General features: G+C 71.0%; 18 protein-coding genes and 1 pseudogene. 8 read left to right on the top strand and 11 right to left on the bottom strand.

What is annotated here, in order from left to right:
- Positions 1-64: 64 nt before the first annotated feature.
- The 6 genes from DFR74_RS16335 to DFR74_RS16310 form a co-directional block, all read right to left on the bottom strand.
- Positions 65-556 (bottom strand): type III secretion system chaperone family protein, encoded by a 492-nt coding sequence (locus DFR74_RS16335; RefSeq protein WP_067506411.1) that lies wholly within the window; start codon positions 554-556, stop codon positions 65-67.
- Entirely contained in the window at positions 553-1,965 is a 1,413-nt protein-coding gene (gene mshA, locus DFR74_RS16330) for a D-inositol-3-phosphate glycosyltransferase (RefSeq protein ID WP_067505989.1), read from the bottom strand. Before mshA ends, DFR74_RS16335 begins: the two co-directional genes overlap by 4 nt.
- A gap of 98 nt (positions 1,966-2,063) precedes the next feature.
- A complete protein-coding gene (locus tag DFR74_RS16325; protein ID WP_067505985.1) occupies positions 2,064-2,885 on the bottom strand; it encodes an alpha/beta fold hydrolase in 822 nt (273 codons plus the stop codon).
- Positions 2,886-2,903: 18 nt separating this feature from the next.
- Positions 2,904-3,410, bottom strand: a complete 507-nt coding sequence (locus DFR74_RS16320) for a GNAT family N-acetyltransferase (protein WP_067505982.1) — start codon at positions 3,408-3,410, stop codon at positions 2,904-2,906.
- Positions 3,407-3,673 carry a type II toxin-antitoxin system TacA family antitoxin gene (locus DFR74_RS16315; protein ID WP_067505978.1) on the bottom strand — a complete coding sequence of 89 codons (267 nt, stop codon included), beginning with the start codon at positions 3,671-3,673 and terminating at the stop codon, positions 3,407-3,409. Before DFR74_RS16315 ends, DFR74_RS16320 begins: the two co-directional genes overlap by 4 nt.
- A 276-nt stretch (positions 3,674-3,949) precedes the next feature.
- A complete protein-coding gene (locus DFR74_RS16310; RefSeq protein WP_147265842.1) occupies positions 3,950-4,462 on the bottom strand; it encodes a hypothetical protein in 513 nt (170 codons plus the stop codon).
- Between the two features lie 144 nt (positions 4,463-4,606).
- On the opposite strand from DFR74_RS16310, the gene DFR74_RS16305 reads away from it, so the two are divergent.
- Both DFR74_RS16305 and mscL read left to right on the top strand, forming a co-directional pair.
- A complete protein-coding gene (locus DFR74_RS16305) occupies positions 4,607-5,341 on the top strand; it encodes an SDR family NAD(P)-dependent oxidoreductase (protein ID WP_067505972.1) in 735 nt (244 codons plus the stop codon).
- 141 nt (positions 5,342-5,482) lie between these two features.
- Positions 5,483-5,938 carry a large conductance mechanosensitive channel protein MscL gene (gene mscL / locus DFR74_RS16300; RefSeq protein WP_067505969.1) on the top strand — a complete coding sequence of 152 codons (456 nt, stop codon included), beginning with the start codon at positions 5,483-5,485 and terminating at the stop codon, positions 5,936-5,938.
- Positions 5,939-5,972: 34 nt separating this feature from the next.
- On the opposite strand, the gene DFR74_RS16295 is transcribed toward mscL, so the two are convergent.
- Both DFR74_RS16295 and DFR74_RS16290 read right to left on the bottom strand, forming a co-directional pair.
- On the bottom strand, positions 5,973-7,196 hold the full coding sequence (locus DFR74_RS16295) for a L,D-transpeptidase (protein ID WP_067505966.1): 1,224 nt from the start codon (positions 7,194-7,196) through the stop codon (positions 5,973-5,975).
- Positions 7,197-7,264: 68 nt separating this feature from the next.
- Positions 7,265-8,356 (bottom strand): UDP-N-acetylmuramate dehydrogenase, encoded by a 1,092-nt coding sequence (locus DFR74_RS16290; protein WP_232331687.1) that lies wholly within the window; start codon positions 8,354-8,356, stop codon positions 7,265-7,267.
- 40 nt (positions 8,357-8,396) lie between these two features.
- On the opposite strand from DFR74_RS16290, the gene DFR74_RS16285 reads away from it, so the two are divergent.
- Positions 8,397-8,882 carry a DUF2505 domain-containing protein gene (locus DFR74_RS16285; protein ID WP_067505963.1) on the top strand — a complete coding sequence of 162 codons (486 nt, stop codon included), beginning with the start codon at positions 8,397-8,399 and terminating at the stop codon, positions 8,880-8,882.
- Positions 8,883-8,941: 59 nt separating this feature from the next.
- Here DFR74_RS16285 and DFR74_RS16280 read toward each other — a convergent pair.
- Positions 8,942-9,463, bottom strand: a pseudogene (locus DFR74_RS16280) (GNAT family N-acetyltransferase); the annotation flags it as partial.
- A gap of 154 nt (positions 9,464-9,617) precedes the next feature.
- Between DFR74_RS16280 and deoC the strand changes: the two are divergent.
- Positions 9,618-10,286 carry a deoxyribose-phosphate aldolase gene (gene deoC / locus DFR74_RS16275; RefSeq protein ID WP_067505956.1) on the top strand — a complete coding sequence of 223 codons (669 nt, stop codon included), beginning with the start codon at positions 9,618-9,620 and terminating at the stop codon, positions 10,284-10,286.
- Between the two features lie 93 nt (positions 10,287-10,379).
- Here deoC and DFR74_RS16270 read toward each other — a convergent pair whose 3' ends face one another.
- On the bottom strand, positions 10,380-11,105 hold the full coding sequence (locus DFR74_RS16270; protein ID WP_067505952.1) for an LmeA family phospholipid-binding protein: 726 nt from the start codon (positions 11,103-11,105) through the stop codon (positions 10,380-10,382).
- Positions 11,106-11,204: 99 nt separating this feature from the next.
- On the opposite strand from DFR74_RS16270, the gene DFR74_RS16265 reads away from it, so the two are divergent.
- From DFR74_RS16265 to DFR74_RS16250, 4 genes are all read left to right on the top strand, one after another.
- Positions 11,205-11,813, top strand: coding sequence for a hypothetical protein (locus DFR74_RS16265; protein WP_067505949.1), 609 nt, complete (start codon positions 11,205-11,207; stop codon positions 11,811-11,813).
- Positions 11,814-11,919: 106 nt separating this feature from the next.
- Complete coding sequence (locus DFR74_RS16260) at positions 11,920-13,362, top strand: hypothetical protein (protein ID WP_084537425.1); 1,443 nt, start codon at positions 11,920-11,922, stop codon at positions 13,360-13,362.
- Between the two features lie 197 nt (positions 13,363-13,559).
- Complete coding sequence (locus DFR74_RS16255; protein WP_147265841.1) at positions 13,560-13,898, top strand: hypothetical protein; 339 nt, start codon at positions 13,560-13,562, stop codon at positions 13,896-13,898.
- Positions 13,899-13,913: 15 nt separating this feature from the next.
- Entirely contained in the window at positions 13,914-14,447 is a 534-nt protein-coding gene (locus tag DFR74_RS16250) for a hypothetical protein (protein ID WP_067505940.1), read from the top strand.
- A gap of 174 nt (positions 14,448-14,621) precedes the next feature.
- Here the strand turns inward: DFR74_RS16250 and DFR74_RS16245 are convergent, their stop codons facing one another.
- On the bottom strand, positions 14,622-15,560 hold the full coding sequence (locus DFR74_RS16245; protein WP_324192005.1) for an NAD(P)-dependent oxidoreductase: 939 nt from the start codon (positions 15,558-15,560) through the stop codon (positions 14,622-14,624).
- Positions 15,561-15,643 lie beyond the last annotated feature (83 nt).

The following is a 15,643-nucleotide window of genomic DNA, read 5'->3' as shown; positions in this document are numbered from 1 at the left end:
TCTTGCTGTGCGAGGGCCAACGGTACTGCCTCCCGGCGCGCCGCCGTGCAGGCGGACCCGGTGATCAGTTGTTCTCGGAGGACTCCACCAGATGTTCGAACGCGCGCAGATTCTTCAGCGACTCGCCCCGCGACACGCGCCATTTCCATTCCTTGCGAATGGATTCCGCGAAACCGAGCTCGAGCAGCACATTGAAGTCGCCGTCGACGGCCTCTAGCACCTGGCCGAGCACGCGGTCGAGTTCGTCGGCGGTGACGGCGTGCGTCGACATCCGGCCGACGAGGTAGATGTCGCCAACCCGGTCCAGCGTGTAGGCCACGCCGTAGAGGCGGCGGTTGCGGCGCAGCAGGTATTTGTAGACGCCCTCGAAATTCTCGTCGGGCTTGCGGCACACGAACGACTCCACCCGCACGCCGTGCTTGCCGACGGTGAGCATGACCGTCGTCTTCAGCTTGCGCTCGCCCGGCAGGATCACCACGAAGGTGTCGTCACCGTGACGGGTGTATTCGATCTCCCGCTCGCGCAGGGTCGCCTCGATCAGCTCGGCCGTACTCATCGACGCACTCCCGTCCGGCGCCGCCACAGCGCCCGCGATCTGGCCTGCCCCACCTCACCGAGGAGGGCGGTACCGGCCAGGGTAGTGCGGGGCTGCGGACCGTCGAACACGACAGGACGGCCGCCGCCGAGAGTGGTTCGCGCGGCGCGGAATTCGCTCAGCGCCGCGGCGTAGCTGTCCAGCAGGCCGTCGGCGGTGTGCTCCCAGGAGAAGTCGGCGGCGTGCGTGACGGCCCGCTCCCCCATCTCCCGCAGCCGGGCGGGCGCGTCCAGCAGCGAGCCGAGCGCGGCGGCCCAGTCGCCGGTGCGGTGGCCGGGTACCAGCAGGCCGGTGACGCCGTCGCGCACGGCCGTGCCCAGGCCGCCCACGTCGGCCGCGAGCACCGGGGTGCCGCTGGCCTGCGCCTCCAAGGCGACCAGGCCGAAGGACTCATTGTGGCTGGGCACCGCGATCAGATCGGCCGCCCGGTACACGTGCACCAGCCGGTCCGGCGGCTGCGGCGGCAGGAACGTGACCCGCTCGGCGATGCCGAGTTCGGCGGCCAGCTCGATCAGCGCGTCGGGACGGTCCAGCCCGGTGCCCGACGGGCCGCCCACGATCAGCACGCGCAGCGAGCGGTCCGGGTCGGCGCGCAGCACCTCGGCGGCGGCGCGCACCAGCACGTCGGGGGCCTTCAGCGGCTGGATGCGGCCCACGAACGCGACGATCCGCTCGTCGGCGGGCAGGCCCAGTTCGGCGCGCGAGGCGGCCCGGTCGCCGGGACGGTAGCGGGTCAGATCCGCGCCGGGCGGCACCACGTCGATGCGCTCGCGCGGCGCGCCGTACAGCTCGACCAGCTGGCGGGCTTCCTCGTCGGTGTTGGCGACCATGCGGTCGGCCTCGGCGATGACCTGCTTCTCCCCGATCTCGCGGGTCGCGGGCTCGGGCGAATCGCCCTCGGCCAGCGCGGCGTTCTTCACCGCGGCCAGGGTGTGGGCGGTGTGCACCAGCGGCACCCGCCAGCGGTCCCGCGTCAGCCAGCCGACCTGGCCCGACAGCCAGTAGTGGGAGTGCACGAGGTCGTAGTGGCCGGGCAGGTGCCTGGCCTCCTGGCGCAGCACCTCGGCGGTGAACGGGCACAGCTGGGTGGGCAGATCGTGCTTGTCCAGGCCCTCGAACGGGCCCGCCACCACGTTGCGCACCAGCACTCCGGGCGCGGCTTCCTGCACCGGCGGCACGTTCGAGGAGGTGGCGCGGGTGAAGATCTCCACCTCGATACCGCGCCGGGCCAGCTGCAGCGCGGTCTGGAGCACGTAGACGTTCATCCCGCCCGCGTCGCCGGTGCCCGGCTGCGCGAGTGGGGAGGTGTGCACCGACAACACCGCGATTCGATCGGGCCGTAGGTCCGCACGCTGACTCACACTCTCCATAGTGCACGCACGCGCACACCCCGAAAGCACGGGTCCGGTGTGATTGAGAGTCACGCCACAGCCCGGCTGACCTGCGGTTCGAATGTATGTGCGGACGGCTACAGCGAGTCGGCGAACCCTTCGACCGCCGCCACGAAGCGCGCGCGGTCCTCCAGGAACAGGCCGTGCTGGGCGCCCGGCCAGAACTCCGCGCGCACGTCAGGAGCGGATTCGGCGATGTGGCGGCCGTTCTCCGCGAGCACCACCGGATCGTCCTCGCCGTGCAGGACCAGCACCGGGATGTCGAGGGCGCGCAGCGTGGCCGTGTTGTCGATGGTGCGGTAGAACAGCGCCTTGCGTACGGCGGGCGGAGTGGCCAGGCTCGCACCGAACAGTCGCTGCGCGTCCACGCCCTTGCCCGGTCCCGCGCCGACGTTGGCGTTGCCGAATTCGCCGAACGCGCGCGTCGCGCGGCCCGCGCTCTCCTCGAAGACGCCCGGGATCGCCGCCCGCATCGCCGGCCCCGTGGTGGCGCCGGGCACCCCGCGTCCGATGTTGACCATCGCGCCCGTGAAGACGAGTCCCGCCAGCGCCGAGGTGCCGTGCACCGTGACGTAGTCGGCCAGCACGATCCCGCCGTAGGACCACCCGAGCAGGATCGCGCCCTCGGTGATCCCCTCGGCCGCGAGCACCGCCGCGATATCGCCCGCCCAGTTCTTCGGATCGTCGTACCCGGCCTCCGGCTTGCCCGAATACCCGTGCCCCCGCAGGTCCACGGCCACCACCCGGAACCGCCGCGCCAGATCCTCGGCCGCCCCACCCCAGCACCGCAGATCCGCCGCCCACCCGTGCACCAGCACCAACGGCCGCGCCCCCACCGGCCCCGTCACCCGGTACACGATCGCCGTGCCGTCAACGCTGATTGCTTCCCGGATAGCCATGCCCGCCAGGGTAAGGCGTCAACCCACGCCGAACGCGGCCAGCGCTGTCGCCATTTTCATGACCAGGCGGTTCTCTGTGTTCTTGACCTGGATGAATCCGAACTTCGAGTAGAAGCGGGCCGCTTCGGCATCGATCGCGTCGACCACGATGAGGCGGCCGCCGGTCGCCTGAGCGGCGCCCATGATCCGCGAGACGGCGTCGACGAGCAGTTGCCCGCCGAGCCCTCGACCGTGCAGGCTCCGGTCGAGGGCGAACTTCGCCAGCAGGAACGCCGGTACGGTCTTCAGCCCGGACGAGAGGCTCTGCGAGAGCCCATCCACCTCCCGCTCCACCGACGTGGGCGCGATCGCGTAGTAGGCGCGCACAGTCGGGTCGCTCTCGGTGACCCACACGTAGGTGCGGCTGGTCCAGCGCTGCTCGGCCGGCAACGCCATGCGCCGCAGCCAGGTGTCGAGATCCGGCTTGCCGCAATCGAAGGCGTCGAGCTTGTGATCGACGGTGATCCCCGTCGAGATCCACGTCATCGCCGTGTGAAGGCGCGGGGCGCGGCCGCGGCCTTCCTCAACTCGGGCGCCTCGTCGGGCACGTCGAGGGCGGACATCATCGCGTCGAACTGGGCGGCGGGCATCAGCGTGCGGCTGGACAACGCGAGAATGCGGTCGGCGCGATCGAACGCGGCCTTGCGAATGAACTCGCTGACCCGCTCATCGACGGCATCGGCCGCCGCCGCGATCTGTTCCTGTAGATCCTTGTCGAGCCGCAGCTCGACCCGCTCCGTCTTCGTCATGGCGCTGCCTCGCTCCGTGCTGAATCGACCCGTCGACGGCGCGTCTCACACCTCGACGGCGCGTCCGGTAATCGCGCACCCACGATTGTACGGTCGATGTACGGAACTTGCGACCGAGTTGGCGCCTTCCGCACCCGCGCGCAGCTACCGCGTCCGAGCGCGAACACCCGTGAGCCGCTCCGCTGGGCTCGCACCGTCGGCCGCACGACGACGTGAGGGCCGTCAGCGCTGGTCTACTCCCGGATAGCCGTACCCGATCAGGGATGCGGGTGGATGTCAGCGCTGCCGGGGTGCGCCCTTGCGAGTCACCGCCAACAGGATCCCGGCGAGGGCGGCTTTCCACGAGGCCGGGATGGGGAGGCCGAGGAGGAGCAGGGGTAGGCCGATGATGCCGAGGCAGAGGAATCCGAGGAGGTTGGCGAACTCCTGCGCGGCCCCGGCCTTGTCGTGGTACCAGTGCGGGCGCGCGCCGAACTCCAGCAGGGGCGGGGTCGCGGTGACGATGTCGCCGGTGCGCAGCCCGTAGAGGTGGATCACGCGACCGTCGTCGATCACCCGCGCCTGCGCCGGCTTGCTGTCCCGGCCCATGGGGAACGACCCCACGCCGCTCTCGGTGACCTCCACGCGCACGTCTTCGCCGTATCCGGCGTAATAGGCGAGCACGTTGATCGGGCCGGCGAGCATGACCAACGCCCCGACGGTCAACGCCAGCCCGAGAACGAGCGCCACCACCCGCCACAGAACCTGTTTGACCGGCGAGATCTCCGGCCGCGCCTGTTCAGCGCTCACAACCCCCTCCTTCACGCCCCCACCGAGGCCGTTGGACCGCCCGCGCGGCGCAGGCACGAACCCCACCCCCGAACGGAGCGGTATTCCGTTCATCACGATCATGAAATCACGACCCCGGCGCGGGCGGGTTCTAAGCTCGGTCGCATGACCACTCGCCATGCCGTCGTGACAGGAGCCAGTTCGGGAATCGGGGAGGCGACCGCCCGGACGCTGGCCGCGCAGGGATTCCACGTGTACGTGGGGGCGCGGCGGGTGGACCGGCTGGAGAAGCTGGCCGAGGAGATCGGCGGCACCGCGCTCGCGCTCGACGTCACCGACGAGGAGTCGGTGCGCGCGTTCACCGAGGCGATCCCGGCCGTCGACGTGCTGGTCAATAACGCGGGCGGGGCGAAGGGCCTGGCCACGGTGGCCGAGGCCGACCTCGACGACTGGCGCTGGATGTGGGAGACGAACGTGCTGGGCACGCTGCGCGTCACCAAGGCGCTGCTGCCCAAGCTCATCGACTCCGGCGACGGCCTGATCGTCACCATCACCTCGGTCGCCGCGTTCCACGCCTACGACAACGGCTCGGGCTACACCACGGCCAAGCACGCCCAGGCCGTCCTGCACCGCACGCTGCGCGGCGAGCTGCTCGGAAAGCCGGTGCGGCTCACCGAGATCGCGCCCGGCGCGGTGGAGACGGAGTTCTCGCTGGTGCGTTTCGACGGCGATGCCGAGCGGGCCGCGAAGGTGTACGAGGGCATCGATCCGCTGGTCGCCGCCGACATCGCCGAGATCGTCGGGTTCGTCGCGTCCCGCCCGCCGCACGTGAATCTCGACACGATCATCGTCAAGCCGCGCGACCAGGCCGATCCGGGCCGCTTCGCCCGAAGCTCCTGACCTGGGGTTTCACCGCGCGCCACCGCGCCCTCCGCCCGGGTCCCGAGGCTTGCTGGGAATTCGCTCCGGTTGCGAGCGCCCCGCTAGCATCGGATCGTTTCGCGAGAACTCGGCTATACCCGGATCGGAGTGGTTCGACCCATGCTCAAAGGCTTCAAAGACTTCCTGATGCGCGGCAATGTGATCGACCTCGCCGTCGCGGTGGTGATCGGCACGGCGTTCACGGCCGTAGTGACTGCGGTGACCAAGGGCGTGATCGACCCGTTGCTCGCCGTTTTCGGATCCTCCGCCGAACTGGGTCTGGGCGTGCAGCTGGTCGGTGACAAGCCGTCCACCTTCATCGCCATCGGCCCGATCATCACCGCCTGCATCAACTTCCTGATGATCGCCGCGGTGCTCTACTTCGTGCTGATCCTGCCGATGAAGACGCTGAAGAACCGCTTCGGCACCACCAAGGCCGCCGAGCCCACCGAGACCGAGCTGCTCATCGAGATCCGCGACCTGCTGGCCAAGCAGAACGCCGACGCCCGCGCGGACCGCACCGCCGAGGTGCTCGCGGATCTGGACCCGACCGTGGGGTCGTCCACCGAGCGGTGAGACTCGGCGCCGCCGCGCCCGGCGGGCGTACCGGTTACCGCGGCGGCGCCGGCGCGAGCGGCGTCGCCGACACCACCGGCGACGGCGCGCCGTCCACCGCCGACATCGACTGCCACGTCTCCCAGTCGATGGTCCAGTCGTAGAGATCCCCGTCGGCGGCCGACAGGTCGATGGAGGTGCCCGTCACCTCGACCGGATCGCCGTACAGTGCGGTCCCGAAGTAGGCCTGCGCGTCGGCGGGCGAGAGGTTGATACACCCGTTGGTGACGTTCGCCGACCCCTGCGCCGCAAGGGATTCCGGGTTGGCGTGGATGAATTCGCCGTTATTGGAGATGCGCACGGCCCAGCGCTCGCGAACGTTGGTGTAGTACGGGGGATTCGACATCAGGAAGTCCTCGTACTTCTCGGTCACCACGTGGATGCCCGAACGGGTGACGTTGCGCGCCTCGTTGCCCTCGCCGTAGCTGACGGCGAAATCGAAGACGGTCTGCCCGTCGCGCACCACCCGCATCCGGTGGCTCGGCGCGTCGGCCAGCACGATCTGGCTGCGGCCGATGGTGAAATCCGAGGTGAGGTCGGCGTCGCCGTAGCTGCCCTCGCCCATGTCCACGCCGTAGAGATTCGCCGCGACGTGCACCGTGGTGCCGGGCGTCCAGTACTGCTTCGGGCGCCAGTGCAACCGGGCGCCGCCGTTGTCGTCGGGGAACCAGGCCCAGGCGCCCTCGGTGGCGGGCTGGGTAGTGACCGTCAGCGCCTTCTCCACCGCCGCCTTGTCACGCACCGGGCCCTGGAACTGGAGGATGATCGGCGCGGCGATGCCGACCTCCTGTCCGTCGCCGATGTTGAGCGTGGCGGGGACGGTGCGCTCGGGGGCCACCGTGGTGAACCGGCCGTCGATCGGCACCGGCTTGCCGTCGCTGCCGACGGCCGTGCCGGTCCAGGTGTAGGCGGCGCCGTAGCCGAGCGGTTCGGTGGCGCGGAAGGTGTGCCGGTCGGGGCTGAGTTCACCCGCCACTTGTTTGCCGCTGGCGTCGTTGGACAGCGCGATCTGGTCGATCGTGCCGTCGCTCACGCTCACCGAGACCGGTGCGGTCGGACTCACGGCGGCGTCGCCGGCGCCCGGGGTCATGGTCACCCGCGCGACCGGACCCGCCTCGCGACCCGGCTGCCCCTCGCCGCTGTCGGCGGAACATCCGGCCACGAGCGCCACGACGAACAGCACGGCCGAGACGGCCGCGATCACTGGACGCTTGCTCACCGGATCGAATCTACGCCCGACAAACGCCCAGCTCACCCGCCCCGCGGCGGTTCGCCCGATTCGCCCGGTTACAGCGTGACGCCCACCGTCACCGGTTCCGGTTCCAGCCGCACGCCGAACCGTTCGGCCACCCCGTCGCGCACCGTACGCGCCAGCGCCACCAGGTCGGCCGCGCTCGCCCCGCCCCGGTTCGTCAGCGCCAGAGTGTGTTTCGTGGAGAGCCGGGCGGCCGCGCCGGGACCGGGGAAGCCCTTCGCGAAACCCGCCCGCTCGATGAGCCAGCCCGCGGAGAACTTCACCCCGCCCTCGGCCGGATACGTCGGGATCGTGACATCACCCACATGCGCCGCGATGGCCGCGCGCACGGCGTCGGCGCGCTCGTGCGGCACCACCGGGTTGGTGAAGAACGAGCCCGCGCTCCAGGTGTCGTGGTCGTCCGCGTCGAGCACCATGCCCTTGCCCGCGCGCAGCCGCAGCACCGCCTCGCGCACCGCGGCGGCGGGCTTCGACTCGCCGTCGGCGGCGTCCAGGGCCCTGGCCAGCTCGCCGTAGCGCAGCGGTGCGCTCATCCCGTCGGGGTTGAGCGCGAAGTCCACGGCGAGCACCACGGCGTCGTCGCGGTGCTTGAGCACGCTCGTGCGGTAGCCGAAGCCGAGTTCGGCCGGTGCCACCCAGCGCGTCTCGCCGGTGGGACGATCCAGCAGCCGCACCCGGCGCAGCAGATCGGCCACCTCCACGCCGTAGGCGCCGACGTTCTGCACCGGCGTCGCGCCTGCGGAACCCGGGATGCCGGAAAGGCATTCGAGTCCGCCGAGCCCGGCGGCGACCGTCGCTTCGACCACCGAATCCCAGTTCGCACCGGCCTCGGCGACCACGCCGTCCGCGCCGATCTCCACACCGCCGGTGGCGATGCGCACCACCACGCCATCGAAGCCGTCGTCGGCGATGAGCAGGTTCGAACCGCCCGCGAGCAGCAGGACCGGGATGCCCGCCGCGTCCAGCGCGCGCACCGTCGCGATGAGCGCGTCGGTGGTGGCGCAGTCGGCGAGCACCGCGGGGCCGCCGACGCGCAACGTGGTCAGCTCGGCAAGGGCGACGCCCTCGCGCACCGTCGCGCCGGTCTCGGCCAGCACGTCACGCACCCGATCGGTCGCCACCACACGTGTAGTTCGCACGCTCCAGACGGTAGCGTGTCGAACCATGGCTACACCGCTGGCGTTCACGGCCCGCTATCCCCACCCCGTCGCCGCGGTCCGCGCGGCCATCTCCACCGAGCAGTACTGGAAGGACCGCATCGCCGAGGTCGGCGGTCCGAACGCTCGGCTGGAGTCGGTCACCGTCGACGGTGACAAGGCACGCATCGACATGGTGCAGGCCATCGCCGCCGAACTGCTCCCGCCGGCCATCACCGCCGTGCGCCCCGGCGACCTGATCATCCCGCGCGTGGAGACCTGGTCCGGCAACGACGCCACCTTCGACGTCCGCGTCGAGGGCGCCCCCGCCACCATCAGCGGCACCGTCACCCTCACCGGCGACGCCACCTCCGCCGTGGCCACCGTCACCGGCACCATCGAGGTGAAGGTCCCCCTCTTCGGCAGCAAGATCGAATCCGCCATCTCCGAACGGTTGACCGAACTCCTCCAGTCGGAAGAGGAGTTCACCAACACCTGGCTCGCCCAGAACTGAACGGCTGGTGCCGGTGTCCCGCCGACGCGGCGCGCACCGGCACCGCTCTCACAGCTCGTAAACGGTCTCGCGTAGCGGAACTCGCCGCTGATCTCGACTTCGAATGCGGACAGCGTGCGCACTTGGAAGTGCGACGTCCAGTCCGCCACGTCGGGGACGATGCCCACGCGCACGCCCGGCACGAAGCCGAATCCCGGGTACCACTCCAGACTTCCGAGCAATCCGATCAATGGTTCGTCGAGGGCGTCGGCCGCGCCGAGGGCGGCGTGCATGAGGGCCGAGCCCGCCCCGGTGGACTGGTGGGTGGGCAGGACGCCGATGGGGCCCAGCGCCAGCACCGGGAACGGACCCACGGAGGCGCGGGTGAGGCAGAGGTGGCCGATGACGGTGTCGACCTCGGTGGCGACGAAGGAGAGGGTGGGAATCCAGCTCTCGCTCTGGCGGAGCCGGTCGACCAGCGCCACCTCGGGCGGGTCGCCGTCGAGGGGCCTGCCCTCGCGCTCGGACAGCTCGCCGAAGGCGCGGCGGTGGACCTGCGCGACGGCTGCGGCGTCGGCAGCCCGTTCACGACGGATCAGCACGGTGTCTCCTCCTGAGCGAGGGGCTCTTCCTCGCGCGGGCGAGGAGTAGGTACCAACGTCGCGGTCGCCCGCTTCCACCGACGCCTACGAGTGTGCGGTACGCCGCGCGGCCCGCGCAATCGGATTGCCTTCCCCGTGTGCCAGACTCCGGTCCATGGCAGATTCCGCGGCGCTGACCCGGGCCGACGTGGCCGGGATGATCGATCACACCCTGCTCGCCCCGGAGGCGACCGACGCCGACGTGACGGCGCTGATCGCCGAAGCGCGCGAGCTGGGCGTGCTGGCGATCTGCGTGTCGCCGTCGATGCTGCCGGTGCGCGCGCCGGGCCTGGTGGTGGCCACGGTCGCGGGATTCCCCTCCGGCAAACACCATTCGCTGGTGAAGGGCGCCGAGGCCCGCCTCGCCGTCGACCAGGGCGCCGCCGAGGTGGACATGGTGATCGACGTGGGCGCCGCGCTCGCGGGCGCCTACGACGCGGTGCTGTCCGACATCGTCACCGTGCGCGAGGCCATCGGCGACCGCGCGGTGCTCAAGGTGATCATCGAATCGGCCGCCCTGCCCGACGAGGCGATCGTGGGCGCCTGCCGCGCCGCCGAACGCGCGGGCGCAGATTTCGTGAAGACCTCCACCGGTTTCCATCCGGCGGGCGGCGCGAGCGCGCACGCGGTGCGGCTGATGGCCGAGACGGTCGGCGGCAGGCTCGGCGTGAAGGCCAGCGGCGGCATCCGCACCGCCGAAGCCGCCGCCGAACTCATCGCCGCGGGCGCCACCCGGCTGGGCCTGTCGAAATCCCGTGCCGTGCTCGAGGGTTTCCCGGCCTGACGCCGATCCCCTCGCACGCGGGCCCGGCGACCATCCGGGCAGCCGAACCCTCACTCCCGCACGCCCTTTCGGCCCCTACCGGAGAACGCCCGCTCAGCAACTCGTTTCGGACCCCGACGACGGCGGCATCTCCGCGCGCCCACCCTCCAGGTGCACGGCGATGCCGTCGTCGGTGACGGTGATCCTGGTGGCCTTCAGCCCCAGCGGATAGCTCTGCAAGCTGTCGGAGAACAGCTCGACGATGCCGGCCACCAGATCGGTCGGCAGCCCGATGCCGAGCAGTTCGGCGGAGTGCGTCCGCACGTCCACCGCGCCCGCGCTCACCTGCGGCTGCACCTGCAACTGCGCGAAGCCGCCGAGCACGTCCAGGGTGATCATGTCGTTGTTCTGCGAGGACGTGACACCGCTGACCAGCCCGCCGAGGGTGTCCCTGATGCCCTCGTTGGACCAGGTCACCTCGGCCGAGGAACTGCCGACCACGCCGCCGCCGCGGCCGTTGTCGATCACCTCGACGTCGTTGAAGGTCGCGTGCACGTCCATGCCGACGGCGGGGCCGAACTGATTGTCGAGACTGTCGACCCTGACCGAGGACACCTTGCCGTCGAGCCAGGTGATGAGCATCGGCTTGGCGCCGAAGCTCACGTCGATCTGAGAACCCATCTCGCGTTCGAACTGCGTACTGATGCACCGGGACACGACGTGGCGGGCGTACGCCTCGCCGCCGACCAGGACGGTGACCAGCAGCGTGGCGACCACCGCGAGGGCGATCACCAGCGTGCGCCTGCTGACTTTCGGCGCGGTGGACGGCTTCGTGCTCATGGGGCCGATTCTTCCGGACGTTTCTGAGTGACCTCTGTGGGCTCGGTGAGGGTCCCGATTGTGACATGTGACACAGAGTTCGGGCGTAGCCTGGTCGGTATGGCTGGCGAAGCGGCGGGCCGCGCACCCGAGACCGTGGACAAAGGGTGGCGCGTGCTGCGCAGGCTCGCCGGGCGGCACGCGGGGTATTTCACCACCCGCCAGGTGCTGCGCACCGGCTGCGAGGCCAGGGTGCGCGCGGCCCTCGGCGACGGAACGGTGACCAGGGCGGGCGTCGGGATGCTGCGGCTCACCGAATGGCCCGACGGCCCGCTGGACGAGTACGCGATGTGGGCGGCCTGGTTCGACGGCGCGGCGGCCGTGTCCCATCAGAGCGCCGCCGAACTGCACGGGCTCGGCAGGCTGCGTCCCCGGTTCCTGCACCTGTCCGTGGGCGCGGGGCGCCCGCCGGTCACACCGCGCCTTGTGGTGCTGCGCCGCAGGCTGGTGCGCGACGACGTGGAGTCGGCGGGATCGTTCCTGGTCACCACGCCGGTGCGCACGGTGCTCGACCTCGCCGAGGCCGATATCGGGCAGAGCGCCCTGGACGAGGTGGTCACCGACGCCGTCTTCCTGCACCGATGCGAGGGGGCCGAGATCCGTTCCGCGGGTGCGGGTCTGCCGCCGCGAGCCGCCGCGCGGGTCCGCCGGGCGCTGTCGGCGCTGTGAATGATCCGGTTGCGCTATCAATTCCACCGCGGTGCGGTGTTGCGGGGCGCCTGAACATGGCAGGGTTTCGAGCATGGGGACGGTAGGTGCGGGTAGGTGGGATCTCGTGTTTCCGTCCGGGGAGCCCGAACGCGTGGCCGATATGCTCGGCGCCGCCGTGATCGCCGACGCGGTGCGCCGCTACGACGCGGACATGGCGCAGTGGGTGGAGACCTGCGGGAACTGGTCGCGGCAGTATCGTGCGGTGTTCCGCGCGATGACGGCGCTGGCCGCGAGTTCGCCCGCGGCATCGGCGGGTATCGCGAGTGAGGGGTTGCGCGCGGCGCGTCATCTGTTGCGGTTCGTGTCGGGATACTCGGTGCGGCCGTTGAGCGAGGTGTCGCTGACCGAGACCGACGCCCAGGAGCTCGACTCCGGCACGGTCGAAGGACGGGCGAAAAGTCCGGGCCGCCTGGAGGTTCCGTATCACGGCGAGACGCTGACCGAGGACACGCTGTTACGCGCGCTCACCGAGTGGCGGCGGGGCGGCCTGGTCGAACCGGGATTCGCGGCCGCCGTCGAACGCGTGATCGACCATCCGGAGTGGTTGTCGCTGAGCGGTTTCCGCGTCGTGATCGCGGGCGCGAGCGAACTCGCGCCGGTGCGGCCATTGTTGCGCTGGGGCGCCGACGTGCTCGCGATCGCACGCCCGGCCCCGGCGCGGTGGCGTGAACTCACGGAGTGGGCCGCCGAAAGCGCTGGGACACTGCGCCATCCCGTCACCGACGGGCCGGGCGCGGATCTCGTGACGCGTCTGCCCGCGCTCGCGCGATGGTTGCGCGGGCAGTTCACCGACGACGCGCGGCCGGTCTTCGGCGGATACGTCACGCGCCGAGGGCCCGGGGCGGTCCGGCTGGCGGCGGCGCTGGACGCGCTCGCCACCGATCTGCTCGGCGCCCGGTCCGACGCGGCGCTGATCGGACTCGGCGCACCCACCGACAGCTACGCCGTCCCGGAAACCGTTGTCGCCCAGGCGCACACGAAACTGCACGGGCGGGGTGCGCGGGGCGTGGCCCAGGATGTGCTGCGGATACTCACCGGATCCGCGCTCTACCAGCCGAACTACGGCACCCACTGCACCGACTCCGAGGGGGCCACGTGGTCGATCGCCGACGCGCTCACCTCGTTGCAGGGACCGAACTACGCGCTCGCCCAGCGCATCCTGCGTTGGCGCGCGACCCTCGCGCGGCACGACGGGCACACTGTCTCCTACCCGGTCGCCCCGCTCACCTGGACCAGGGCCGCACGGGGCAACAGCGGACTGTCCGCGGTCTACCGGGTCGCCCCTCGATTCGGCCTGGAGGTGTTCGAGCCCGAGACCGCGGGCACCCTGCTGGCCGCGAAGGTGGTCGCCGATCTGCACGCTCCCCCGCCCGACGAGGCCAACCCGGAGTCGCTGTTCACCACCGGGGCCGCGCACGGCGGACTCTGGCATCTCCCGTTCGAGCCGCGCTCGGTATTTCCCGTCGCGCTGCTCACCGGCCGCGTCCGCGCGCTGACCGGGCACTGAAACGGCAATCAGGTAGTTATCCAACGGTCAACCACCCCGAGTCGGGGATCGCCGAATTCAAGTGACACACCGGACAGTGAAGATCACTTTTCGATGTAGATCGACTCATGCCGCCATGGACACCGGTATCGTCCATTTCTCCAGATAGATCGCTTTTCGGCAGGTGGGTTCAAGAGCAAGTCTGGAGGTCGGGTCCTATGGCAACGCAGCATTCGAAACCGGAAATGCGCGGCCTCGGCCGCATCGCCCCGTGGTCGCAGCACTGGCTCTCCCCGACATCTCTGATAACCACCGGATTGCTCCTGCTCATACCCGTGCTCATCGCGATGGGCCCGCTGGTGGCGGCGCTGCTCATCCAGCTCCACCAGGACGACGCCGGACCGCGCACCGTCGCGCTCGTGGCGGTCCTGATCTGCTCGGTGGCGCTGCTGGTGGGCGCGGCGTTCTTCTTCTCCGAGGCGTGGCGCACCAGTCACGTGTCGCGCGCCGACCACACCGCCCCGCACCGGCCGCCCGACCGTCGCACCGGTTCCTGAGCCACGGAGGCCGCCATGAGCCTGACCCTCGACCCGGTGGCGGTGTCCGCCGAAATGCCGTGCCACCACGTGCGATTGCTGGGCGTGGTCGAGCGGCCGCGGTCCTGGCGGTGCGCGGTGACGACGCTGTTCGACTCCGGGCTGCGCCGCTGGTCCGGGCGCACCGATCTGGCCGTGTTCCCGCCGCTGCGGCGGTGGAGCCGTGTCCTGCGGCAGCCGACGCCGCCCGGTCACCCCGATCTCGCGGGCGCGCTCACCGCCGCCGCGAGCGGACGGCCCCTCCCCGAGGACCCGCTGATCCGCTTCGCCACCGCGATCATGCTGCTGTCCGGATGCCCCGCCACCGCCACCGATTTCACCCCCGCGCCCACCGTGCCCGACGCGCCGCGCACCCTCGACATCTCCCTGTTCGCCCTCGCCGACGACGACCTCACCATGGCCGAGGACCTCACCACCGTCGCCCTCGCCGCCGCGGGCGCCCTCACCCTCCGCCTCGACCGCACCCTCCACCTCCCGGCCCTCCCCCTCACCTACCCCCGCGCCGCCTGACCCGTCGCGGGTGAGATCGCCCGCCGAGGCTCGGTGTGTCGCGCGCCGGTACGCGCAGTCCTGCCCTCTCCTCCTCCGGCTCGGCTTCTATTCGCGGTCCGCGCATCCGGATCACGCAGCCCTGCCGGGGATTCGCCGAAGCCGTAGCGGTGCTGGACTGTTCGGTGGGGACACCTACGACGCGGACGCCGAAGAGCCGTTCGCGGCTCGGGCCGCGTTCGGGTGCTCGCCGCGCAGGATCTGGTAGGTCGAGACCGGTTCGCCCGCCCGGTCACCGGCGGCGAGGGCGCGGTCCCAGTAGGAGGCGACGGCGGCGGCGAGGGTGGCGTCCACACCGGCGGCGGTGGCGGTGTCGAGGGCGTGGTGGGCGCCCGCAGCCATCATGCGCAGGTGGGCGGTGTCGCGCCACCCGCCCTCGGCGGCCATGGCGGCCAGCGCGAGGTAGGAGTCCGGCATCCCCGCCATGGCGCGCCGGGCGTGCGGCGCGAAACGCTCGATCGACTCACCCGAGCCCGCGATCATCGCCAGCGCCTGTTCGAAGGCGAGCAGTCCGGGCAGGAACATGGACAGGACGGCCTGGTAGTAGAGCTGCGCGGTGCCCTCGTTCGCACCGAGGTATTCGGGGCGGCCGAGCGGGCGGAGCAGATCCACGCATGCGTCGAAGGCGGCGCGGGAACCGCTGTAGAAGACGGTGGCCTCCGCGCCGCCCACGCCCGCCGGATCGGCCATCACGCCGCCCGCGAGAAACCTGCCGCCTCGCTCCCTGATCCAGGCGCCCGCCGCGCGGGTGACCTCCGGGGAGTCGGAGGACAGGTTGACGATCGTCTTGCCTGCCAACCGGTCGGCGACCGGCTCGAGCACGTCGTACATCGCGGCGTAGTGGGTGAGGCTCACGACGATCACCGCGCTCGCATCCACCGCTTCGGCCCGGCTCTCGGCGGGGATCGCACCGAATTCCCGCATGGCGTAAGCCTTCTCCACGCTGCGGTTCCAGGCGCGCACCCGCGTGCCCGCCCGGCGCAACGTGCGTGTCATCGCCTGGCCCATCGGGCCCAGACCCATCACCGTCACCGAACTCATCTGCGTTTCCCTTCCACGACGCGACCTTCGCACCGATGGTGGGCGCGCGGGCCGGGCCGGCGGAAGTACGCACCGGTGGCGGGACCTACTTACCTCGACACCCGCGACGACGTAGC

This window comes from Nocardia puris, from assembly GCF_003315035.1.
GTDB lineage: Bacteria > Actinomycetota > Actinomycetes > Mycobacteriales > Mycobacteriaceae > Nocardia > Nocardia puris.
Note: the sequence above shows the minus strand (reverse complement) of the source record. Positions and strands in the feature narration are given on the sequence as shown.